At 46.4% G+C, this 21094-nt stretch carries 16 protein-coding genes and 1 pseudogene; 4 read left to right on the plus strand and 13 right to left on the minus strand.

Annotated features, from left to right (window positions below):
* The first annotated feature begins 10 nt into the window (after positions 1–10).
* The 4 genes and pseudogenes from rpsB to G5B30_RS17325 all read left to right on the plus strand — a co-directional run.
* The gene (rpsB, locus tag G5B30_RS00655; protein ID WP_165318023.1) at positions 11–838 is read left to right on the plus strand and encodes a 30S ribosomal protein S2; all 828 of its coding nucleotides are present in this window, start codon (positions 11–13) and stop codon (positions 836–838) included.
* Positions 839–1000: 162 nt separating this feature from the next.
* Entirely contained in the window at positions 1001–1837 is an 837-nt protein-coding gene (gene tsf, locus G5B30_RS00660; protein WP_165318024.1) for a translation elongation factor Ts, read from the plus strand.
* Between the two features lie 198 nt (positions 1838–2035).
* Positions 2036–2893 carry a Bro-N domain-containing protein gene (locus G5B30_RS00665; protein WP_165318025.1) on the plus strand — a complete coding sequence of 286 codons (858 nt, stop codon included), beginning with the start codon at positions 2036–2038 and terminating at the stop codon, positions 2891–2893.
* A gap of 110 nt (positions 2894–3003) precedes the next feature.
* Positions 3004–3105: pseudogene (locus G5B30_RS17325) on the plus strand (elongation factor Ts); the annotation flags it as partial.
* 152 nt (positions 3106–3257) lie between these two features.
* On the opposite strand, the gene G5B30_RS00675 reads toward G5B30_RS17325, so the two are convergent.
* The 13 genes from G5B30_RS00675 to G5B30_RS00735 form a co-directional block, all read right to left on the minus strand.
* Entirely contained in the window at positions 3258–4007 is a 750-nt protein-coding gene (locus tag G5B30_RS00675) for an HpcH/HpaI aldolase family protein (protein ID WP_165318026.1), read from the minus strand.
* 53 nt (positions 4008–4060) lie between these two features.
* Complete coding sequence (locus tag G5B30_RS00680; protein WP_165318027.1) at positions 4061–5146, minus strand: phosphotransferase family protein; 1086 nt, start codon at positions 5144–5146, stop codon at positions 4061–4063.
* Positions 5147–5150: 4 nt separating this feature from the next.
* Positions 5151–6161 carry a bile acid:sodium symporter family protein gene (locus G5B30_RS00685; RefSeq protein WP_165318028.1) on the minus strand — a complete coding sequence of 337 codons (1011 nt, stop codon included), beginning with the start codon at positions 6159–6161 and terminating at the stop codon, positions 5151–5153.
* Between the two features lie 6 nt (positions 6162–6167).
* Positions 6168–7844 carry a hypothetical protein gene (locus G5B30_RS00690; RefSeq protein ID WP_206366963.1) on the minus strand — a complete coding sequence of 559 codons (1677 nt, stop codon included), beginning with the start codon at positions 7842–7844 and terminating at the stop codon, positions 6168–6170.
* A 117-nt stretch (positions 7845–7961) separates the two neighbouring features.
* Positions 7962–9257, minus strand: coding sequence for an exo-alpha-sialidase (locus tag G5B30_RS00695; RefSeq protein ID WP_165318029.1), 1296 nt, complete (start codon positions 9255–9257; stop codon positions 7962–7964).
* Positions 9258–9457: 200 nt separating this feature from the next.
* Positions 9458–10750 (minus strand): exo-alpha-sialidase, encoded by a 1293-nt coding sequence (locus G5B30_RS00700; RefSeq protein WP_165318030.1) that lies wholly within the window; start codon positions 10748–10750, stop codon positions 9458–9460.
* An 18-nt stretch (positions 10751–10768) separates the two neighbouring features.
* Complete coding sequence (locus tag G5B30_RS00705; protein WP_165318031.1) at positions 10769–12088, minus strand: D-alanyl-D-alanine carboxypeptidase; 1320 nt, start codon at positions 12086–12088, stop codon at positions 10769–10771.
* 26 nt (positions 12089–12114) lie between these two features.
* The gene (locus tag G5B30_RS00710) at positions 12115–13740 is read right to left on the minus strand and encodes an N-acyl-D-amino-acid deacylase family protein (RefSeq protein ID WP_165318032.1); all 1626 of its coding nucleotides are present in this window, start codon (positions 13738–13740) and stop codon (positions 12115–12117) included.
* Between the two features lie 44 nt (positions 13741–13784).
* A complete protein-coding gene (locus tag G5B30_RS00715; protein ID WP_165318033.1) occupies positions 13785–15365 on the minus strand; it encodes an N-acyl-D-amino-acid deacylase family protein in 1581 nt (526 codons plus the stop codon).
* 27 nt (positions 15366–15392) lie between these two features.
* Positions 15393–16007, minus strand: coding sequence for a hypothetical protein (locus G5B30_RS00720; RefSeq protein WP_165318034.1), 615 nt, complete (start codon positions 16005–16007; stop codon positions 15393–15395).
* 86 nt (positions 16008–16093) lie between these two features.
* Positions 16094–17899, minus strand: a complete 1806-nt coding sequence (locus G5B30_RS00725) for a hypothetical protein (RefSeq protein ID WP_165318035.1) — start codon at positions 17897–17899, stop codon at positions 16094–16096.
* Between the two features lie 84 nt (positions 17900–17983).
* The gene (locus G5B30_RS00730) at positions 17984–19654 is read right to left on the minus strand and encodes a DUF4843 domain-containing protein (protein ID WP_165318036.1); all 1671 of its coding nucleotides are present in this window, start codon (positions 19652–19654) and stop codon (positions 17984–17986) included.
* A gap of 14 nt (positions 19655–19668) precedes the next feature.
* Complete coding sequence (locus G5B30_RS00735; protein WP_165318037.1) at positions 19669–21093, minus strand: RagB/SusD family nutrient uptake outer membrane protein; 1425 nt, start codon at positions 21091–21093, stop codon at positions 19669–19671.
* Position 21094: the final 1 nt, after the last annotated feature.

Raw genomic sequence — 21094 nt, forward strand, 5'->3', positions numbered from 1 at the left:
GACACAAAAAATGGCAAGAACTACTTATCAGGATTTATTGGATGCAGGTGTTCACTTTGGTCACCTTACACGTAAATGGGATCCGAAAATGGCGAAGTACATTTTCATGGAGCGCAACGGTATCCACATTATAGATTTAAACAAAACCCTTACGAAATTGGAAGAAGCTGCTTCAGCTATCAAACAAATCGTAAAATCAGGACGTAAAGTTTTATTCGTAGCAACGAAAAAACAAGCGAAAGAAATCATCGCTGAGCAAGCAAAGGCTGTAAACATGCCTTTCGTGACGGAGCGTTGGTTGGGTGGTATGCTTACAAACTTTGCAACAGTACGTAAGTCTATCAAAAAGATGTCTAACATCGACAAAATGCAAAAAGACGGTACATACGATGTATTGTCTAAAAAAGAAAAGTTGATGATCCAACGTGAGCGTATAAAATTAGAGAACCTTTTGGGAGGTATCTCCGATCTCAACCGTTTGCCAGCAGCTTTGTTCATTGTTGATGTGAAGAAAGAACATATCGCAGTTACAGAGGCATTGAAGTTGAATATCCCTACTTTTGCAATGGTGGATACCAACTCTGATCCGACCAGCATCGATTTCCCGATCCCTGCAAATGATGATGCGACAAAATCCATCAGCCTTATTTCAGCGATCATCGGAAAAGCGATCCAAGAAGGTCTGGAAGAGCGTAAACGCGATAAAGAAGAAGATGCGGAAAAAGAAGCTGCAGCAGCGAAAGCAGCTATAGACAATGGCGAAGAAGCAGAAGTTGCTACAGAAGCATCTGCGGCTACTCCAGGAAAACGCACTCGTAAAACAAAAGACGTAGAATAATACATTCTATATAAAGCCGGATAGACAAGTGTTGGTTTCTGGAAGATCTGCTTCCTTAACCGTACCACGTCTTTCCGGTTTTTTTTATTTGCGCAATAGCTTTTTATTAATTTAAAGCTATTTAAATATTTCAGTTGTAATTTTATAAAAAAAGAAAATAACATGTCAGTACAAATTTCTGCATCAGATGTGAACAAATTGCGTCAACAAACAGGCGCAGGTATGATGGATTGTAAAAAAGCTTTAGTCGAGGCTAATGGCGATTTTGAAGCTGCCGTGGATTACTTGCGCAAAAAAGGCGCTAAAGTAGCTGCAAGCCGTCAGGACCGTGACTCAAACGAGGGTGTAATTATCGCTAAAGCAACCGCTGATGGCAAATCGGGTATCGTCGTTGAAGTAAACTGTGAAACTGACTTCGTCGCTAAAAATGCTGATTTCATCGCTTTTGCAGAGAAAATCGCAGAGGTAGCTCTTTCGAACCAACCGGCATCTTTGGAAGAATTGAAAGGTCTGGAAGTAGACGGCAAAAAAATTGCTGACGCTTTGATCGAGCAAACAGGTGTTATCGGTGAAAAAATCGATGTTTCTAACTACGAGACTGTGACTGGTGAAAAAGTTGTTGCTTATATCCACGGAAATTACCGTTTAGGTGTATTGGTAAGCTTGTCTGCTGATGCTGCCGGTGTGGAAGAAGCGGGTAAGGATGTTGCTATGCAAATCGCTGCCATGAATCCTATCGCTATCGATAAAGACGGTGTAGATCAAGGCACGATCGATCGTGAAATCGCTATCGCTAAAGAGCAAATCATCGCTGAAGGTAAACCTGCTGAAATGGCTGAAAAAATCGCTCAAGGAAAATTGAACAAGTTCTTCAAAGACACCACGTTGTTGAACCAAGAATTTGTAAAAGATTCTTCTAAAAATATCGCTCAGTTCTTAGATTCTGTTTCTAAAGGATTGACTGTTACGGCTTTCAAACGCGTGCAGTTAGGCGCGTAGGTTAGTATTGAGTAGCAAATTCAACTATTTAACCCTCTGAGAATTGCTTGTTTTAGAGGTTCTGAAAAGGTTGTCTTGAGTAATAAAGGAAAAGGCTTATGAAGATCAAAATTCATAAGCTTTTTTTAAAGGATAGTTTTTCAGTGCCCTCGTTCCGACAGAACCTTTTTGTTATCTTGCAATAAAATAATGTGAAATATGAGCAAAGAAAATGCCATCAAAATATTTGAGCAAAAGGAGGTTCGCACACATTGGGACGAAGAACAAGAAAAATGGTATTTTTCTGTTATAGACGTTATTGAAATATTAACAGAAAGTCCCCGGCCAAGAAAGTATTGGAATGCGTTAAAAACCAAACTGAAAGGAGAAGGAAGTGAGTTGTCCCAAAAATTGGGACAACTGAAAATGCAGTCGGCAGACGGGAAATTCTACTTGACTGATGTTGCTGATACTGAGCAACTTTTTCGCTTAATTCAGTCTATTCCGTCCCCAAAGGCAGAGCCATTTAAAGTATGGTTGGCACAAGTGGCATCTGAACATTTAGACGAATTGCAAGACCCCGAATTATCTATTGACAGAGCATTGGAACAATATTTAAGATTAGGCTATTCTGAAAATTGGATTAACCAACGTCTAAAAAGCATTGAAATCCGCAAAGAACTCACAGACGAGTGGAAAAAACGGGGATTAAAAGAGGGCATGCAGTTTGCTACTTTGACAGACATCATTACAAAAGCGTGGAGTGGCAAAACAACCAAAGAGTATAAAATTCTCAAAGGATTGAAAAAAGAAAATCTTCGGGACAATATGACCAACACCGAACTAATTTTGAATATGCTTGCAGAAGCTTCTACCAAAGACATTTCACAAGCCGAAAATCCTGAAACTTTTGAAGAAAGTGCGAAAGTTGCTAAACGCGGTGGGAATGTAGCAAATGTAGCCCGATTGGAATTGGAAGCTCAAACAGGCAAAAAAGTGATAACATCGTTAAATGCAAAGACAGCATTAAAAGGAAAAGACACTAAACAAATCGGAAACGAAAAACCGAAAGACTGACACCAAACCTACTCATAACATCGTTATAGCCAATGGCACAACCGAACCGCCCGAAAATGCGGAAATTGACGTCTTGGCGACATTCTGGAAGAACAGTATCTTGCCATCCAGAATTTGTAAAAGATTCTTAGAAAAATATCGCTCAATTTTTTGACTCCGTATCTAAAGGATTGACTGTTACTGCTTTCAAACGCGTACAATTGGGAGCGTAGGTTAGTATTGAGTACAGAGTATTAAGTATTTAGACAGTACTTGGTGCTGCGAAAAATAACAAAGCCTGTTCATCAAAAATGGACAGGTTTTGTTATGAATTGACCGGTTATTTAATTTCATTAATCCGCATATCCATGCGATCGCTACCGGTCTATCCTCCTTTAAAGCGTTCAATAATATCAGCATATCCTTTCCTAAGAATCCCCAGATCAGAATCTATGGCGATATTATCATATCCCAAAGCCCTCAAATCAGAATAAGCAGATCTTTCTCTCAATAAAATCCCTGCTTTCTTGGCATGCTTTAAGGATGCTTCGGCTACCTGTCTTAAAGCATCGTCAAACTCGATGCGTTGATTACCTTTCTGATGCTCCAGCGCCAATCTAAGGTCGGCTGGCCCCACAAACAGCACATCTACCCCATCTACTGCAGCAATCTCATCAACATTCTTCACCCCGTCATAGTTCTCGATCTGAGCGAAAAACAATGTTTCCACGAGATGTGGATCTGAAGGAGGTTTTAGCCCATACTGATAGGCCCGTACTGTTGATGAATACCCCCGACTTCCCAAAGGCGAGTATCTCATAGCCGCAACACATTCTTGTGCCTCTTTTGCTGACGACACATGGGGCAACATGATGCCGTCGGCACCCCAATCCAACACTCTGGCGATCGTAGCCGCATTCGAATCTGGTACCCGAACGATAATATGCACTTGCTCATTCCGAATGGTGCGGATGATTTCCGGAAGCTGTGATTCCGGCGCACTACCGTGTTCAAGATCTAGCAAAAGCCAGTCAAAGGAAAAACAAGAAACCAGATCCGCTACTACCGGGGAACCGGTACTTATCCAAGTGCCGATGTTGACCGAATTATTTAAAAAATCACTTTTCTTTTTCATCTATTTATTTTTTTATAGCTGATGAGAGCTTTCCCGATGTATCGGGATCAGTTTCATAACATTTCTACCGCTAAATTGCCCTTCAATCCCTTAACAGCACTATCTATCCGATCCAAGGTGAATTTTTCCAAACTGTTGTTCTTCACATTGTTGAGAAAGAATTTATCGGACATATCAAAATAATTCCCTTTAACCCGGATGACAGATTTAAATATGATATTTCGCAACAAATGCAACCAGAAACGCTGTTCAAAATTTTCGGGCAGGGGTTTCTCCTGCTGATAACCCGCCATTACAGCAAGTATTACCTCTCCGGAATGGAAGCACCCTAATAGAGACAGATCATCTACCGGATCACCGGACACCGCATCGTCCCAATCAATAAAAGCACTCACTCCACTGTTGTTTCCTAAGATATTCCATAAAGCAAGATCTTTGTGCACCAGACATCCTTCATCTAATTGCAACAAGTGCCGAAAACTAACTACCACCTCATTTAACTCCTGTATCTTACTTTCTCCGAGAAAACCTGAAGACTGTAAAAAGTCCAAATGTATGTCCCAGTTCAGAAAAAAGTATTGTTCATACGAATCATGGTAACCTTCCAGTATATTTTGGTCCCGAACACTTTCTGGCTTGAAAAGACCATACCTATCTAGTCTAACCGATTGCCATTTCGCAACATTTTTCCCGATAGAGGCTGCTACGTTAAGTACATCCAAAGTCCCACTTTTTTCCAAGATGTTCAAATCCTGATCGGGGATAAGATCCATGACTTGTATTGCAAATGGAACATACAGTCGCGAGACATCCGTAAGATAAACGGTTGGTACGGGTACGCCCATTGATTTTACGCTCTCCATCACTTTTGATCCCACAAGCATGTAGTCATCTTTCTCTGGGCCGTTCTCTAACCGTACGAAATAGGATTTATCCCCGTAGTTTGCTATGTAGGTAATATGATTACCTTGGCCACCCGCAAGGGCCAATTCAACAAGTCTTTCCCTAAAATACTGATTTAAATAATCAAATAATTGGCTTTCTATTGTCACGAAATCATGCGCCGCCGTTCGATGGGTGTTCCCTGCTGCGTAAGGCCTATCGGACTTCCAATAATAAACATTCTCTCTACTTATCATATTTTTACTTTTCCTCGCCTACGATATTTTGGTCAACCAACGATGACGGAACGGATGTTGCATTGTCAGATTGTGGTTGAGCCTTCCCTGGGCTTGTTTTCCAGCGCCAATAAGCAGCCAACAACCCACCGATCAGGGTCTGCATCACACTGCTGAATACCGCTGGCACGGCCGCAAGTGGCTGCGTAGAAAAATTTTGCTTGGCCAGTACCGCTGCTAGTCCACCGTTTTGCATACCGACCTCGATTGCGACGGTTCGCGCGATCGCATTATTGTACCTGAACAAACGTGAAATTACAAATCCCAACACGAAACCGACGATATGCAGCGCACCCGCTGCGATGAACAATGTGAAAGCGTTGGCAGCTACAGTATCAGCGCTTTGCGCGACAATACTACCCGCAATAAAAACGATTGCCCAGACCGAAGTGACTGGCCCCGCCAAAGCCAGCTTCTTACCAATGTTCGGAAATTTATAGTTTATCAATACGCCAAGCGCGACCGGTAACAGTACGACCTGTACAGTTGTATAAAATAGTCCCCATCCATCGACCGGCACGTACGTTCCAGCCAGTGCCTCCGTCATTAAAGGTGTAGCAATGATCGCCAGCATAGTAGAAACCGTCGTCATAATAATAGACAATGCCAAATGCCCCCGTGCTAAATAAGTAATCACATTGGACGCCGTTCCCCCCGGGCAACAGCCTACAATTATCAGACCGACAGCTAGTGCAGGGTCCAATTGTAAAAATCTGGCGATGAGGAAGGCCGAAAACGGCATTACCGTGTATTGTAACACTGCTCCCATAAATACAGCACCGGGCATCTTGGTGATTTCTTTAAAATCATCTACATGTAATGTAAGCCCCATACCCAGCATGACCAGCGCCAATGCACCTACCATCCAATTTCCCGAAAACCATTGAAAAACGGGCGGATAAATATACCCTAAGAGTGAGCTACCAATAATCCACACCGGATATAGGTTGACAAATGTGTTGAGAATTTTTTTCATAAAATTTTAATATGCATGTATTCCTTTATTATCCACGGCACCGTCTACACCCGGAGACCCTCCTCCGAGGTAGCCGTAGCTCGCTCCACTTTTATCAGGACTGACCCAAAAAGAGTAGAGCTTACCGTTCGTTAAGTGAAAACGAAATTTCACCGCTTTACCTGCCAGTGCTGACAAATCATCGCCTGCGTCCCACTGCACTTTATATAGCGTCTTGTCCACACGTATGGGACTACTTTTTTTCGACGAGAATTCTTTCAATACCCGATTTTGTTCGTCCAGAATTTCCACTCGTAGCTCACCTTGAGGACAGTCCACATTTACAAATAGATGTTTACCTTTAAAAGTCAAGGGCTTTGTCAGCAAGGTGCCCGTTTCCTTACCTGCTTCCATCGATGCGAAACCGTCCCTACGGAGCGTAGCCATACCGATACTTGCACCCGTGTACATGCCCCGATGACCATCAGGGGCAATACCCGAATACCCCGTATAAGGAAACCATAACTTATCACCCATGACCAAGCATATTCCCATCGTACCATGTAAATAACCACGGTCCCAGTCACCCTCCTGCCGAGTGGCTTCGATAAATGGCTTCCGGTCCGGGCGATCCCAATGAAAACCATCACGGCTGAAACCCATTTTTAGTTCTGTAATTTTTGGTACTTTCTGTTCTTCGCTTATACTATTATGTGGTCCGAGATGGATATAAAATTGGCCCAAAAGTATACTTTCGTACGCTACCGCATTTAAATTGTATAGCTGCGCCGCATCGCCGATGCTCGGATCCGGTTTGTCCAGTTCGTCGGCATTCACCCAATACACCGCGTCCTTCCATGGCGCCCCCTGTATGAAATCACTGTTTTCCGAATAATAACGCGCCCGTCCCCGTTCGGTATTCTGTTTGAGACTAAACACCCACCTGTCCCGAAAAGGGTTATAAAAGAAAGACGTATAATCCGAAGCAGATCCCGTTGGGACACCCTGAGACCATATCCTACCATCCGCGGACGTGTGGAGGGTATGCCTCGGCAGTCCCTTTCGTGTTTTAAAATAATTCTTCCAATCTCCATCTACCCACCGTTCGATGATTAATTTGTACCGTTGCTGTGGATCTTTAGCATTCAGATCCAGCCAAATTGCATTATCGCCACCTGCCATCAACACCCCACGCGGCAAGATGATATTACCGCCTGCCAGATCAAGATTTGGGCGGGACCAGGACAACAGATCTTTACTCGTTGCCAGCGCTAGTCCTCCCCGCCAGCCAGCGGTATAAAACATTTTGAACAAGTCGTCTTGGGGATCATAAAACACGCCTCCCTGTCCGAGGTAGGTGACCGCACTATTCCCGTGGTATTCGTCCAATTCGTCAGCCGTCTCCGGATAAAACACCGGATTTCCCTCGTACTTCTGAGCTTGATGAAACACCCGTTCCAAGGTGGAGGTTTCGATTAGGAAATCGTCAACAAACAATTGTCTTCCTACATCTATGGGGATGATTTCGGGAGGGTTTTCCAGGTATGGAATACGCATAGGAGAAGTATCCAGGGGATCCTGTGTTTGTGGAGGCCATATCTCGGGGAGGCGGATGCCATTATACAATACCCAATCGCTACTGTCGATCAAAGTGACAGTCACCACATAATGGTTAGCCTGAGGTTGCCCGGCATAACCTTTCATCGTGGCAATTAGTAGACAAGAGCATATATATATAAGTAAATGGTTCATAGTTTTTTATACGTTACAACTTCTCCAAACGATTTGATTCTATCCTATAAGCATACAGCGCTTTGTTTATTAAAGACCCAAAGCTGACAACGGAACCCGGGTAATCCCCATATCCTCCTTACCAATGGAATATAAGGTATACAACCAGCCATCCACTACAATTGAACTGGAGTAAGCATATCCGGTGTTTCTCCCTCCTACTCCCGAAAAGCGATAACTGGTGGGCGAATTTGTCCGTAGGGCATATATCCTGTCAAAAATATATCCATCTTTACTGACCGATATGGTCATCGGGTCACGAGCCAAGTACAGTGCTTGGTCAAACCGGCTGACATTTTGATTGCCTATCAAGAGTACTGTGCCATCATCCAGTGTAATCGCCTGTGCTCTACTGGGAGAATCAGGGATATCTGTCGGATGTAGAGGCTCCCATCCGCCAACTCCATCATTAAAGCTCACGTACATCCTATTGCTGTGCACGGGGTTGCTGGGAGTACCCCAATCCCTTAGCATTAATACCAATTTTCCGTCTTTTGCTCTATATATAAAGCTCTCTATAAGCCTTTGTCCGTCTACAGCCGTACGTTGTACCCCCCAAGCTGCCCCTGCCCACCAACTGATCTGATCATTTTGCCGATACCAATTATACAGTTGTATACCGCGGGCTGGCGCTATAGTAGGTGTACCGGACCCTTGCATATAACTTGGCAGTGCACCGCCACTTGGCAGATTTTGCACTAAAAAAGGATCCCCCAACTCACCGTGCTCACCAACTGACCGAGCGATAGGATACACACCAGCACCATGCACATAAGTAATCGCATACAACACATCGTTCAAAACAGCCCATCTATCGGGCTTTAAATGTATACCGCTTTCAGTACGTGCCCGTACCGGTCCAGGAGCAGGAAATAATTCCTGAGCATCTGTCCAATTCCCCCACGTATCAGAAGTAGCGTACAATACACGTTGCCCGGGAGCATCCTCCCCCAATGCATGGTTTCCCCACATCGCATAGAATTTACCCTTATGGTGGATTAGACAGGCATAGTGGTTATAGGCGCCATCTTCACGGGTAGGTGGTTGCCATACAAATGTATGTTCTGCCTCGGAAAGTATCGGAAAACCTGCTCCGGCACGAAGATCTTCCGTTGCCATTTGGGTGTTCCACATAGGAACGACGGGGGTTCCATCACTGGTCACTTTGCTTGTTTGTAACACCTTTATTCCTACCTGGATTTTAATAAGTCCCTGATCGTCATCTCCCGATGATGGTGGATCTGAATTCACCTTGCTACAGGCACTCCATACTTGGCAAAGCATAATAATAAAACCTACCTGTGCAATTATTCTTAAATTTCCCATAACATTCTAAACTTATTTACTTGCTGTTCTCCGCTATATAGTACGATAGGTTAACGGTGAACCCGCCACAACACAAATATGACCGAAAAAACAACGCGTACAGTTCTTCTATTTATCGATGTTGTATACTAAATTGTCATACTTGATTAAGCCGTGTCGACACAAAATAATTTGATTTCATCATCATAGACATTATAGATTTAAAGATTCAAAGCCGATAGCGGGAGCCGGGTGATCCCCATATCCTCCTTACCAATGGAATACAAAGTGTACAGCCAACCCTCATGTACGATCGAACTGGAATATCCATAGCCCCGATTACGTCCTCTCACCCCAGTAAACCGGTATTTCAAAGGCGAATCTGTGCGCAATGCGTATACCCGATCAAAGGTATACCCGTCGCTGCTGACCGAAATGGTCATGGGATCGCGATCGAGGTATAATGCCTGGTCGTACTCCGGCACATTCTGATTGCCAATGAGCAGCACCGTGCCATCATCCAGTGTAATCGCCTGCGCTCTACTGGGAGAATCAGGGATATCTGTCGGATGTAGAGGCTCCCATCCGCCAACTCCATCATTAAAGCTCACGTACATCCTATTGCTGTGCACGGGGTTGCTGGGAGTACCCCAATCCCTTAGCATTAATACCAATTTTCCGTCTTTTGCTCTATATATAAAGCTCTCTATAAGCCTTTGTCCGTCTACAGCCGTACGTTGTACCCCCCAAGCTGCCCCTGCCCACCAACTGATCTGATCATTTTGCCGATACCAATTATACAGTTGTATACCGCGGGCTGGCGCTATAGTAGGTGCACCGGGCCCTTGCATATAACTTGGCAGCGCACCGCTACTTGGCAGATTTTGCACTAAAAAAGGATCCCCTAATTCACCGTCCCCACCAACTGACCGAGCGATAGGATACACACCAGCACCATGCACATAAGTAATCGCATACAACACATCGTTCAAAACAGCCCATCTATCGGGCTTTAAATGTATACCGCTTTCAGTACGTGCCCGTACCGGTCCAGGAGCAGGAAATAATTCCTGAGCATCTGTCCAATTCCCCCACGTATCAGAAGTAGCGTACAATACACGTTGCCCGGGAGCATCCTCCCCCAATGCATGGTTTCCCCACATCGCATAGAATTTACCCTTATGATGGATTAGACACGCATAATGGTTATAAGCGCCATCCTCCCGCACTGCCGGCTGCCATACCACAGCGTGTTCTGCTTGGGACAGCACCGGGAAACCTGCCCCATTGCGGAGGTCTCCGGTAGCCAAGGGTGCCGACCACATCGGTACCACAGGGGTTCCCTTTTTATTAAACTTATGGGTCGTGACTGTCCTGGTACCCACTTGGATCTCGACAGACTTGTCGCCACCGGCATCCTGATTAGGAGAATGCTGTACGCTTTGCCCATAGGCATACAATTGTACAACCAAAAGCACACCGACCACTTTCAATATCTTACTTATCCCTTTCATCTTCCTATGACTATTGCATCAATAATGATTAATAATATTCGTAATCACCCGCTCAATCGACCTACGGACACTGGTAGCCGTTCCTTGATGATTGTTGACTATAAACGAAAACAACACCGAATTGCCTTTTTTGGTATCCACATAGCCACACAGTGCCACGACTCCCCCTCCGGCAGTAGAAGATAGAAGCGTACCGGTCTTGGCATAAATATGCTTCTCATTACCCAAATAATAGCCTTTCAGCGTACCTTCATTGCCTTGGGGAAGCACTTTTCTTAGACGGTCTTCCGAAAATTCCTGTTTCATCTTCTGCAATAAACTGATGAAAAACCGAGGAGATATCGCATTCCCTCTGCTCAAACCACTCCCCTCTACCCAAACCGGTTGGTCGTAAAACTCTGCAAAATTGTCCGCCATCACCTTTTTCATCGTCAAAAGATCGCTGATCTGATTGTCCAGGACTTTGTCACTGACCATCAGCAAAAACTGTTCTGCCAAGAAATTACTGCTGGTGTGCAGCATCAATTCCAGTACAGCATCGGTCTTATGCGTATAAAACGGCTGATAGGGCAGTGCTAAAGATTCGGTATTGAGCACAATGGTCTTTCCTTTCAACGTATCCTGCAACAAGTGGTAAGCCAAATGTTCGTCTTTGTGCATGGTAAATGCACATTGCGTCGTAGCGGTTTTCGCAGGAGTGACTTTAAAGTAATTGTCGTGCTGATTTCTATTGACCCGATACTTCTTTTCGGGCTCGACCTGAAGGTCGATAGGTACATAGCGTTCGAAATAAGAAGGTATGGTTCGGAGTTTGTTTCCAGCCCTGCGGAATCTTACCACATTCCCATAAATTGGCATGAAGGAACGCTCGCGCGCAGAGCGGTAGCCGTTGCCTTGGCCTAAAGGTTCAAAATTGGCAAGAGCTCTTGGAATGTTCAGTACAATCGGTTTGTTCGTAGCGGCCAGTTTATCGTAAAATCGTTGCTCTTTAAAAGCAGGATTCAGAAAGGTGCCATCGGAATTGGGTCTGATGTAAAGCGTATCTGCGGTTTCATGCACATACCAGCCCGGAAGGCTATCAGGCATGTATTTTAGAACGGCGTATGCCGCCAACAACTTGGTCACGCTGGCCGGAGTCATTTTCAAATACGCATTCTGCTCGGCCAAAAACCGTTGTTGCTGTTCGTGGTATATGCTGACACCTACAATGGCCTTGTCCAGATCAGCGTTCAATACTGTTGTCAGCTCTCGCTCAACATGGCCTCGTTGTACTGCACATCCTGTAGCCAACCATGCAGTAACTATTGTAAGGGCAAGAAATAATACATTGTTTTTCATCCGTAAATAACAATTGTCGTTGTGTGCTAAAAACTTATATCGGCTTCATTCAACTTCAAGGGTTTGCCCGCCAAAGCACCGGTATATTCTCCCTTATCAATGGTCAGTTTACCATTCACAAGCACATAATAAACGCCTGAAGCCAGTTGTTCCCCTTGTTGAAAGTTTGCATTATCTTGAATTTTACGCGGATCGAACAACATCAAATCCGCATAATACCCTTCTTTAATCAATCCACGATCCTTGATATGTAGTGTGGAAGCAGTGAGCCCTGAAGATCGGTGGATAGCATGCGCCATTGAAAACAACCGTTCATCCAACGCATACTTGCGGAGGACACGTGCGAATGTGCCAAATGCACGTGGGTGTCCTTGGTCGCCATCTGATCCGGTCATCACCCACGGCTGTACCATGAAATTAATCATATCTTCTTCAGACATACTGAATGAATGCACGAGTATCGTCATTCTCGATTTCTCGCTCAGCGCTATACGCAGTACAGCTTCTTCCACGGGCACGTCCCATGCCTGAGCTACCTCTGTCAAGGTCTTCCCATCGAGAAACTTATGCGTAGTCGTCGATAAATGCAACCTGTCTGCTGTACCGGTTTGTTGCTCAATAAGCTGCCTGATACCGTGAAGTACACTGTCTTTGAGCTGAGGATCTTCCAGCCGTTTCCTCATGACCGCGTACCCTCCTTCTCGTACCCAGACCGGGAGCAGCCACGACCGAAGGTTGGCCCTGGCAGCAAGATATGGGTATTGATTGGCAGAGACCTTTATTCCCTTCTGCTGTGCTTCTTCAATCATCCGGATAATTTCGTTGCTTTTCCCCCATACGGATGTTCCTGTGGCCTTAATATGCGAAATGTTGACAGGGATATTCGCTTTTTCCCCAATTTCCAGCACCTCTTGTACAGAATTAACAATACCTACATCTTTATTTTGATCTCCCTCATCACGTTGATGTGTGTCATAGATACCTCCGTATGCCGCCGCGATTTTTGCTAATTCGATGACCTCTTCGGTATTGGCAAATGTCCCTGGTGTATAGAATAGTCCGGTAGACAGGCCAAAACCTCCCTCTTTCATGCCGTCTTCAACTAAGGTTTTCATCTTCTCCAATTGGTCGGGTGAAACCCCTATATTCCGGAAACCGATGACTTTAGTGCGAACGGTGCCGTGCGGAACGAACAATCCAACATTCACACCTACGCCCAGTTTTCCCCATTCCGACAGCGTTTTGCCTATCGGCCAAGGGCCGGCACCGTCATTCCCCATGAAAACGGTGGTAACCCCCTGACTCAGGCACCGCATCAGTGCGCGCTCACGGGGGTCTTCATCCGACAAGTACCGATTATAATGGGAGTGGGGATCAATTAGCCCGGGAGCGAGGTACAGTCCTTGTCCATCAATCACTTTATCAGCACGGTAAGAAGGGTTTGATTGACCGACAAACACAATTCGGTCTCCCCGCACACCCACATCGACAAACATGGAGTCCTGCCCCGTACCGTCAAATACGCATGCGTTTTGAATCAAAACATCAAACCGCTTGTCATTTTTCTGTTGACCTACAGCCTTGGAAAATAGGAGCAAGCAAAACGCACCCGTAAAAAGTAATATCGTCAATCTATATGTATTGAATATCATTGTATATCCTTTCTTTTTAATTCATGACAAAGCTAGTCTCCAAGCTATTCAGATGGCGCATTCAACCGCAAAGCCTTTCCTGCCAGTACACCGGAGTACTCCCCTTTGTCAATGGTCACCTGCCCGTTTACGATGACATAGACCATACCGGATGACAACTGTGCCGGCTTTTCAAAAGTCGCATTCTCTTGGAGGGTGTTTGGATCGAACAGCGCTATATCCGCATAATACCCTTCCCTGATCAATCCCCGATCTTTGATGTGAAATGTCTCAGCGGTGAGACCGGATGCCTTACGGATAGCCTCGGACAGCGTAATGATACCCTTATCCATGGCGTAATGGCGCAGTACGCGCGTAAATGAGCCATGTGATCGAGGATGGGCGTTGCCTCCTCCGTCGGAGCCCACCATGACCCAGGGCTGGCGCATGAAATTGAGCAAATCATCCTCCGACATGCCGAACGATAGGGCGGCAGGTGTCTTGTTCTCCAGGATTCTTACGATGGCTTCTTCAGGTGATACGCCCCATGCCTGAGCAACCTGAGCCACGGTTTTCCCACCGAGAAAGCGATCCGAGGTAAAGAGCACCAGCTTGTCGGCAGTGCCCACCCGTGCATGGATGTTATCGGCAATACCGCGAAGAATGGTGTCACGCAAGGACTCATCCTTAAACCGTTTTCTCATGCCCGCTGTCCCCCCGTCGCGCACCCAACTGGGTACAGTTGAGGCACTCAAGCTCGTTATGGAAGCCAAATAGGGATATTGGTTTGCCGTTGCTTTTATACCACGCTTTCGGGCCTCTTCAATCAGTCGGATGATCTCATCACTCTTGCCCCAAGAATCCACCCCCTCCACTTTGATGTGGGAAATATGGACGGGAATATTAGCCTTTTCACCAATTTCAAGCACCTCTTTCACCGAATTAATAATACCCACACTCTGTGATCCTTCATCACGCTGGTGTGTATCGTAGATCCCTCCATAGGCGGCAGCGACCTTAGCAAGTTCGATGACCTCCTCCGTGCTGGCAAAAAAACCTGGCGTGTAGAACAGACCTGTGGACATCCCAAAGGCTCCTTCCTTCATCCCGGCATCCACCAAACGCTTCATCCGCTCGATTTGCTCCGCTGAAGCACCGATATTGCGGTAGCCGAGCACGGCGGCTCGCACGGTGCCATGCGGCACTAACAACGCTGCATTGACCCCGATTCCGTCTCTATCCCATTCATCGAGTTTCTCGCCCACGGGCATAGGCCCCGCACCATCATTACCCATAAACACCGTGGTGACTCCCTGTTTCAGACAACGTAGCAAGGCCCGAGTTTCGGCTGCTTCATCCGAAAGCCTTCTATCATGATGGGTATGGGGTTCGATAAATCCCGGAGAAAGATATAATCCTTCTCCATCAATGACACGTTTGGCCTTCATATCGTCCCCGGCCTTGCCGACAAAACTAATCCGCTCTTTGGTGATGCCCACATCCTGCTGTACAGAATCTTTACCTGTGCCATCAAATACCCAAGCATTTTTGATCAAAATATCTAACCGCGCATCCTGTGACATGAGGGCCGAAGCTTGTAGTATCACAAAAGACACTGTAAGTAGCAACTGTTTTATTTTTATCATGCGTCAATTATGCTATAGAAAAACAAATTATTCAAAATCCACCACTTTGATGCTTATTGCAATTGTCGCCTGTGCATCACGGTTGATCGTATTCACTTTCCCGATGAAATAGGTATTCCTTTCATAGGATTTGAAAAGAAAGACATCGCCTTCATTAACCTGGGTCAATCGATCTCCGGGGCCATGTTTCATCGGATCATAGCCTTTTATTTTATTGATGGACCGATAGGCGCGCTCAAAGGCATTCTTCACATCATCGGCGCTTTTTATTCCGTCGAACGTTTTACTCCCATTCGCACCCAGACTGATGAGGATACCGTTATTGCGCTGACTCCAGGCTCCTATACGCTCCAGCAAAAACTTGGAAAATACCGCCAATCCGCTGTTGCTAGCCGGAACAAGCAAATTTGCTCCGGAGGTTTTGCCATGATAAAACAGCAAATCAATATTGTCTGCACTATAGCTGGCCTCAAGTCGGCCATATGCCAATCCAGCACGGGAATCAAGGTAGCCACCCAAATTTTTGTTGTTTAAGCTTCCCATTTCGACATCATAACTTTTCACTTCTCCTTTTTGCTGTGCAACTACCACATCGGCACCGAAAAACACCATGACCACAGCTAATAAAATCAACTTTCTCATAAACACACTCCTTTATTTTTAAATTTAATTTAGTATATGAATAAAAACCTACACCATTCACGCCTTGCTATATGTGCTATCCAAAATTAGGGAAGCCCCACCTTTACGAGCATGGTCAGCTCCCCAACATTATTACCTTGCTTGGTCACATTGACCATTTTCATGACGGCATAGAAATCACGGCTTATAGAGCGGAAAAAGATGACCTGATCTGTATCGACAAGCGTCAAGTGCGGTACTGAAGCCTTCTCCTTGGCCACTTTTTCAAATGTTTCCTTAAGATCGTCATAACGGCTATCCGTTTGGTCAAAGAGGGCATTGGCTGCCGGGCCCGCTTCCAGCCTGATAAACGCTCCGTCATTCTTCACGGACCAATTATCGATTCGGCCGCGTAAAGCTGTAACCCAATCAAAACCTGTCCTGTTAGCGATGACATTAAAGTTGGTCCGGGTTGATAATCCTTCCAGTATCGCCATGTCTATATCACCCGGATGTTGCTCGGCATCTGCTTCCAGATGCAGCGTTGCGTTAGCAAGGTCTATTAATGCCGGATTATTAGAAGCCCCATAAAAATCCACATGCAACTCCGTAACCTCTCCGACAGGTTCTGGCAGGGGGGCTGGTGCCACGTACTGCTGGGCGGAATTGTCTACCTTGACGGACAGTCGTACATGTCCATCGTCCCCTGGTGCATGGCTGATGACCTGAGCAATAGCATATATATTCTTTGTCTCCGATTTGAACAGGATCACGTCACCAAGTTCGACCTCATTGATGTATTTCCCTGGGCCCCGACCGTCGGGTTCATAGTTCGGATCGGCTTCGAGCTCGGCCAAAGTCTGGTGATAGGCGTTGCGGATACCGGTATTATTGTAGATCTCTGAAAACAAGGCATGTGAAGACTCCGAAGACTCCAGCTTGATAAAATGGCTTGAGTTTCTGACCTGCCATCGATCGATGATCTCTTGACCCGCCCCCGGCCATTCAGCCAGTCTTTCATCGTTGTCCGGGCTGACAAAATTGTACGACCCTAAACCTGTAGCATTAAACAGCACCATATCAATTTTCTCCTGGTGGTAGATAGCTCCTTGATAAAATAAGACATTGGATTGTAAATACGTTTCTCCTGTCGAAAAATCAAGGTACCGCAGTCCGCCAATAGCACCAGGCTGCTCCACTTGTGTCTCGTAGATATCCATCACTTCAGATGGATCAAGCGGTGGGACATCGCTATAACTTCGCTTGTCTACCTTGACAGATAACCGGAGAGAACCTGCCGCACCCGCATTAACGTTTTGCACCAATGCCGCCGCATACACACCTTTATCCGTCTCCATGAGAATCAGGTCTCCCTCGGAGATCTGCTGTACGAAAAGGCCGGGGCCGTGTTGGGCAATATCGTAGTCTTCTTGATCGACCACTTCTTCTCGTGCCTGGGCATATGCAGCCTTCACATCCTCCGCACTAGCGATGGAAGCAAAAAGTTGAAGATGGCTGTCAGACGCATCAAGCTTTATAAAGTTAGTCGTATTCTTTACGTGCCAATTGGCGTTGACAGTTTGCCCGTCTTCCCATTGCGCCAGATATTCCATGTCTACTGGTGCGACGATATTCATACCGGATACCGGATCCCATAAGGTGAGGAAATCAATTTTTTCAGGAACTTCGGAAGCTTGCTCTAATGTGTACAGCTGTCCATTGCCCACGTCCAGGATACGCTCGCCGGATGCCTGCCCGGGTCCTTTCAATAGTACATTGAAGTACCCCATATCACCGTCAGGGTCAAATCCCGCCAGATCATCCTGAATCTTCATCTTGCTACACCCGGTCATGATCAGCAGACAAAAAGCTGCCAGGCACGCTAAGTTTAGATTATTATTGAAGCTTTTCATTGTTGTGTATGTGTTTTAACATTTCCTTTATTCATCTTCTTTTACACCCTCATTGATAAATGCGGGTGTAAAGGACACTCCGACCTACAAAGGCCCGAACTGTCCTGATTTGATCTCGATATCTATCCTTCTATTGACAGCCGCGGTCCCACCTTGCAGGTGAAGATTATTCACCTTGATCACCGCCACGAGATTGCGATCCGGCGAATAGTACGCTACCAATTCGCCAACCTCTAATCGCAGAACTTTAACCCCAGGCCCATGAGTGGTCCTGGTGTATGTAGCGGGATCATAACCGGCATAGCTGCGGCCCGGTGCTGCACCCACGGCATGCTCAAAAGTCCGCATCAGGTCGGCCACGGATTGCGCATCTGCATACATTGCCAGTTCTTCTGCGGTAGGATTCACCAGTCGCACAAGCAGACCATTATTGGGCTTGGTCCAGTTGGCAGCGATATAGCTATACTGCGTAAACGCAGGATCAATGCCCATGGGTGTATAGAGCGAGTTCAGTCCGCTGCCGCCATATGCATAGATCAGATCTATAGTTTCCTGAGCAGGCGTTGATTGCGGTGAACAAGAAGGGCAACTATCCCTAAAATAGGTATTGCCGGTCAAGAGGTCGATCATGCCAGCCACAGAAGTGCTCGCCTGTGGCCCCAACGTGGTCTCAGCAACATGGTGCATCGCGTTAGGATCTTCGGTTACCTGTCCGGATTTGATTTCCAACACAACGTCTCCGTCAGCCGACCCCACACCGCCGATGATCTTGATCATGGCCACGACATTGCGATCGGGCGAATAGAACAGCACGATATCTTCTACATCTATAAGCTGCACGCGTGATCCTGGGCCATGGTTGGTGGCGTTATGTCCGGGACGGTCTTGAGCAGTCGTGCGCGCCTGTACAAAGGCAGCCATCAGGTCGGCCACAGATTCGGCATTATCAAAGAGCTCCACCTCCTCGGGAGTCGGACCTTGCCACCGTACTAATGTACCGTGATTTCGTATCGTCCAGTCATTGACGATATGACTAGCAGCCCCGCCCCACCCGGCAAAATCATCGGAAGGTGATATAAAGTTGAGCCGCGTCGATGCCCCAACCATGTAGACTAAATCGATATTATCCTGATTTACATTGGCACCCTGTATCACATAGGCATCCCCGGTGAGGAGATCAATGTAATTGCCGATTTCCGTATTGCTCTGTCCACCAAATGTGATTGTATTGAAGTAGGTGATGTCATTGATCTGTTCTACTGTTCCGGGTTCCGGGGAACTGGAATAATACAGCACCCTAAACCCGATGCGGTTGTAACGTTTCATCACCGTGATATCGCCTGTCTCCAATAATTCCAAAGCGATCACACGATTGCCACTGCCCTCTGGCAGGATCTCCACCTCAACCCAGCCAAAACTGCTGTTGGCCGGGATCACAAACGAATCTTGAGGCAGATTGTATTCGATGCCCGCACGTGCCGTAGTGCTTTCTGGTATAACACGGAAATTTACCGTACGATCATAATCTTTCTGTTCGCCGGTCATATTGATCCGGAACCGCACCTTGCCAACTGCATCACCAAGCACAGCAGGCAATATAGGAAAACCTAATGTTCCGGTGTTGGAGTTGACCACCGCATCCTGGAATTCCACACGGTTATCCCGTACAAAATATCTTTCGTTGTAATCTTTAAAACATCCACCCAATACCCCGAGCGTAATGGCTGCTATCATGATTATATAAATACGTCTCATAACTATATTCTTTTTTAATATCCTCGATTCTGCTTCAGGTCAGGATGGATTGCCACTTCCCGAACAGGAATCCTCGGCAATATCCGGTAATCACTAAACAGGAATGTGGTTCCTGTTGGTTTCGGTATATTCCTGCCCAATCGCTTGTAATCAAACCAGCTGTGCCCTTCGAATGCCAGCTCCAGACGGCGCTGCAACAATACCTCCTCCATCAACTCGACGTCAAACAGCGTTGGCACCGACGTAAGCCCGGCACGGTTCCTGATCAGATTGACATCAGCCACCGCCAGTGGTTCCATGCCCGATATATTGGCATAGGCCTCCGCCCGGTTCAGGTATACTTCCGATAAGCGGATGACCGGTACATTGTCCAGATTGATCTGTCCGCCTCGGCTGAAAAATTTAGTCATTTGGTTATTTCCACTTTCGTTCCCCACCCCTTTCATAATCAGGGTACGCCGCACATCTCCCGCGGCATATTGGGCGTAGAGCATGTCTGACACCATTACATAGCTACTACCACTGACAGCGTCGGAACTTTCGGACACCCGGTTGGTATAGGCGGCCCGGATGGAATTGTTGGGCCCTACGTTCTGGTCTGACCTGAACCCTACTTCAAACAGCGATTCAGGGTGAAAAGGTGTGCGCCAGTCCGCATAATACGAGGCGGTGGTGGATAACCTTCCCACATGGGATGCAATGGCCTTATTCGCCTCTTCAATCACTTTTGGGTAGTCTCCGTTGTATAATGCTACCCTGGAGAAAAGCGCCGCCACCGCCCCTTGGGTCGCAAAGCCGGGGGCACGCTCATTGGATGTTCCTTCCAGATACGCATACGCCTTTTCAAGTTCGTCATACAGAAAAGCATACATCTCCGGAATAGAGGCCCTAGCCAACGATTCGAGGTTGTCCCAACTGTATACCGGTTGTAAGGTTAAGGGAACAGTCCCCCTGTTAGTCGATCCGATCGCCGTCGGATCATATCCATATACCCTCGACAGGTTGTGAAAAAACAAGGCCCTTAAGAAATGCAGCTGCCCGGCAATACTATTTTTCCATTGCTGGTCGGCCTCAAAATCTTCCAATGCAATCAGAATCACATTAATCTGCGAAATGGCCTTGTATCCGGTTGCCCATGGGTTCATGTGGCTCAGCCGAGCGTTCCGCGAAAGGTTCAACAAGGCTGATCCAACACCCGAATGCGCTCCTGTATTACTCATGATGGTGGGATACACAATCAGTTGTTGTCCATATTGAGCGGTCGATCTCAGGACGGCATACACACCCATCGTAGCCGCCTCAAACCCTTCTACCGATGTGAGGGACAACTCGGTGTCTACCGCCTGCCCGGGCTGAACATCAAGCAAATCCTTACACGAAAACAAGGTCAATAGTACCGTGGCAAAACAGGCCACAAAGTAAACATATATCTGTCTCATA

The organism is Sphingobacterium sp. SGG-5, from assembly GCF_011043525.1.
Classification (GTDB): Bacteria; Bacteroidota; Bacteroidia; order Sphingobacteriales; family Sphingobacteriaceae; genus Sphingobacterium.

Coding starts and splice junctions, on each gene's coding strand:
- rpsB (WP_165318023.1), top strand. CDS start 11: ATGGCAAGAACTACTTATCAGGATTTATTGGATGCAGGTGTTCACTTT.
- tsf (WP_165318024.1), top strand. CDS start 1,001: ATGTCAGTACAAATTTCTGCATCAGATGTGAACAAATTGCGTCAACAA.
- G5B30_RS00665 (WP_165318025.1), top strand. CDS start 2,036: ATGAGCAAAGAAAATGCCATCAAAATATTTGAGCAAAAGGAGGTTCGC.
- G5B30_RS00675 (WP_165318026.1), bottom strand. CDS start 4,007: ATGAAAAAGAAAAGTGATTTTTTAAATAATTCGGTCAACATCGGCACT.
- G5B30_RS00680 (WP_165318027.1), bottom strand. CDS start 5,146: ATGATAAGTAGAGAGAATGTTTATTATTGGAAGTCCGATAGGCCTTAC.
- G5B30_RS00685 (WP_165318028.1), bottom strand. CDS start 6,161: ATGAAAAAAATTCTCAACACATTTGTCAACCTATATCCGGTGTGGATT.
- G5B30_RS00690 (WP_206366963.1), bottom strand. CDS start 7,844: ATGAAAGGTTATGCCGGGCAACCTCAGGCTAACCATTATGTGGTGACT.
- G5B30_RS00695 (WP_165318029.1), bottom strand. CDS start 9,257: ATGGGAAATTTAAGAATAATTGCACAGGTAGGTTTTATTATTATGCTT.
- G5B30_RS00700 (WP_165318030.1), bottom strand. CDS start 10,750: ATGAAAGGGATAAGTAAGATATTGAAAGTGGTCGGTGTGCTTTTGGTT.
- G5B30_RS00705 (WP_165318031.1), bottom strand. CDS start 12,088: ATGAAAAACAATGTATTATTTCTTGCCCTTACAATAGTTACTGCATGG.
- G5B30_RS00710 (WP_165318032.1), bottom strand. CDS start 13,740: ATGATATTCAATACATATAGATTGACGATATTACTTTTTACGGGTGCG.
- G5B30_RS00715 (WP_165318033.1), bottom strand. CDS start 15,365: ATGATAAAAATAAAACAGTTGCTACTTACAGTGTCTTTTGTGATACTA.
- G5B30_RS00720 (WP_165318034.1), bottom strand. CDS start 16,007: ATGAGAAAGTTGATTTTATTAGCTGTGGTCATGGTGTTTTTCGGTGCC.
- G5B30_RS00725 (WP_165318035.1), bottom strand. CDS start 17,899: ATGAAAAGCTTCAATAATAATCTAAACTTAGCGTGCCTGGCAGCTTTT.
- G5B30_RS00730 (WP_165318036.1), bottom strand. CDS start 19,654: ATGAGACGTATTTATATAATCATGATAGCAGCCATTACGCTCGGGGTA.
- G5B30_RS00735 (WP_165318037.1), bottom strand. CDS start 21,093: ATGAGACAGATATATGTTTACTTTGTGGCCTGTTTTGCCACGGTACTA.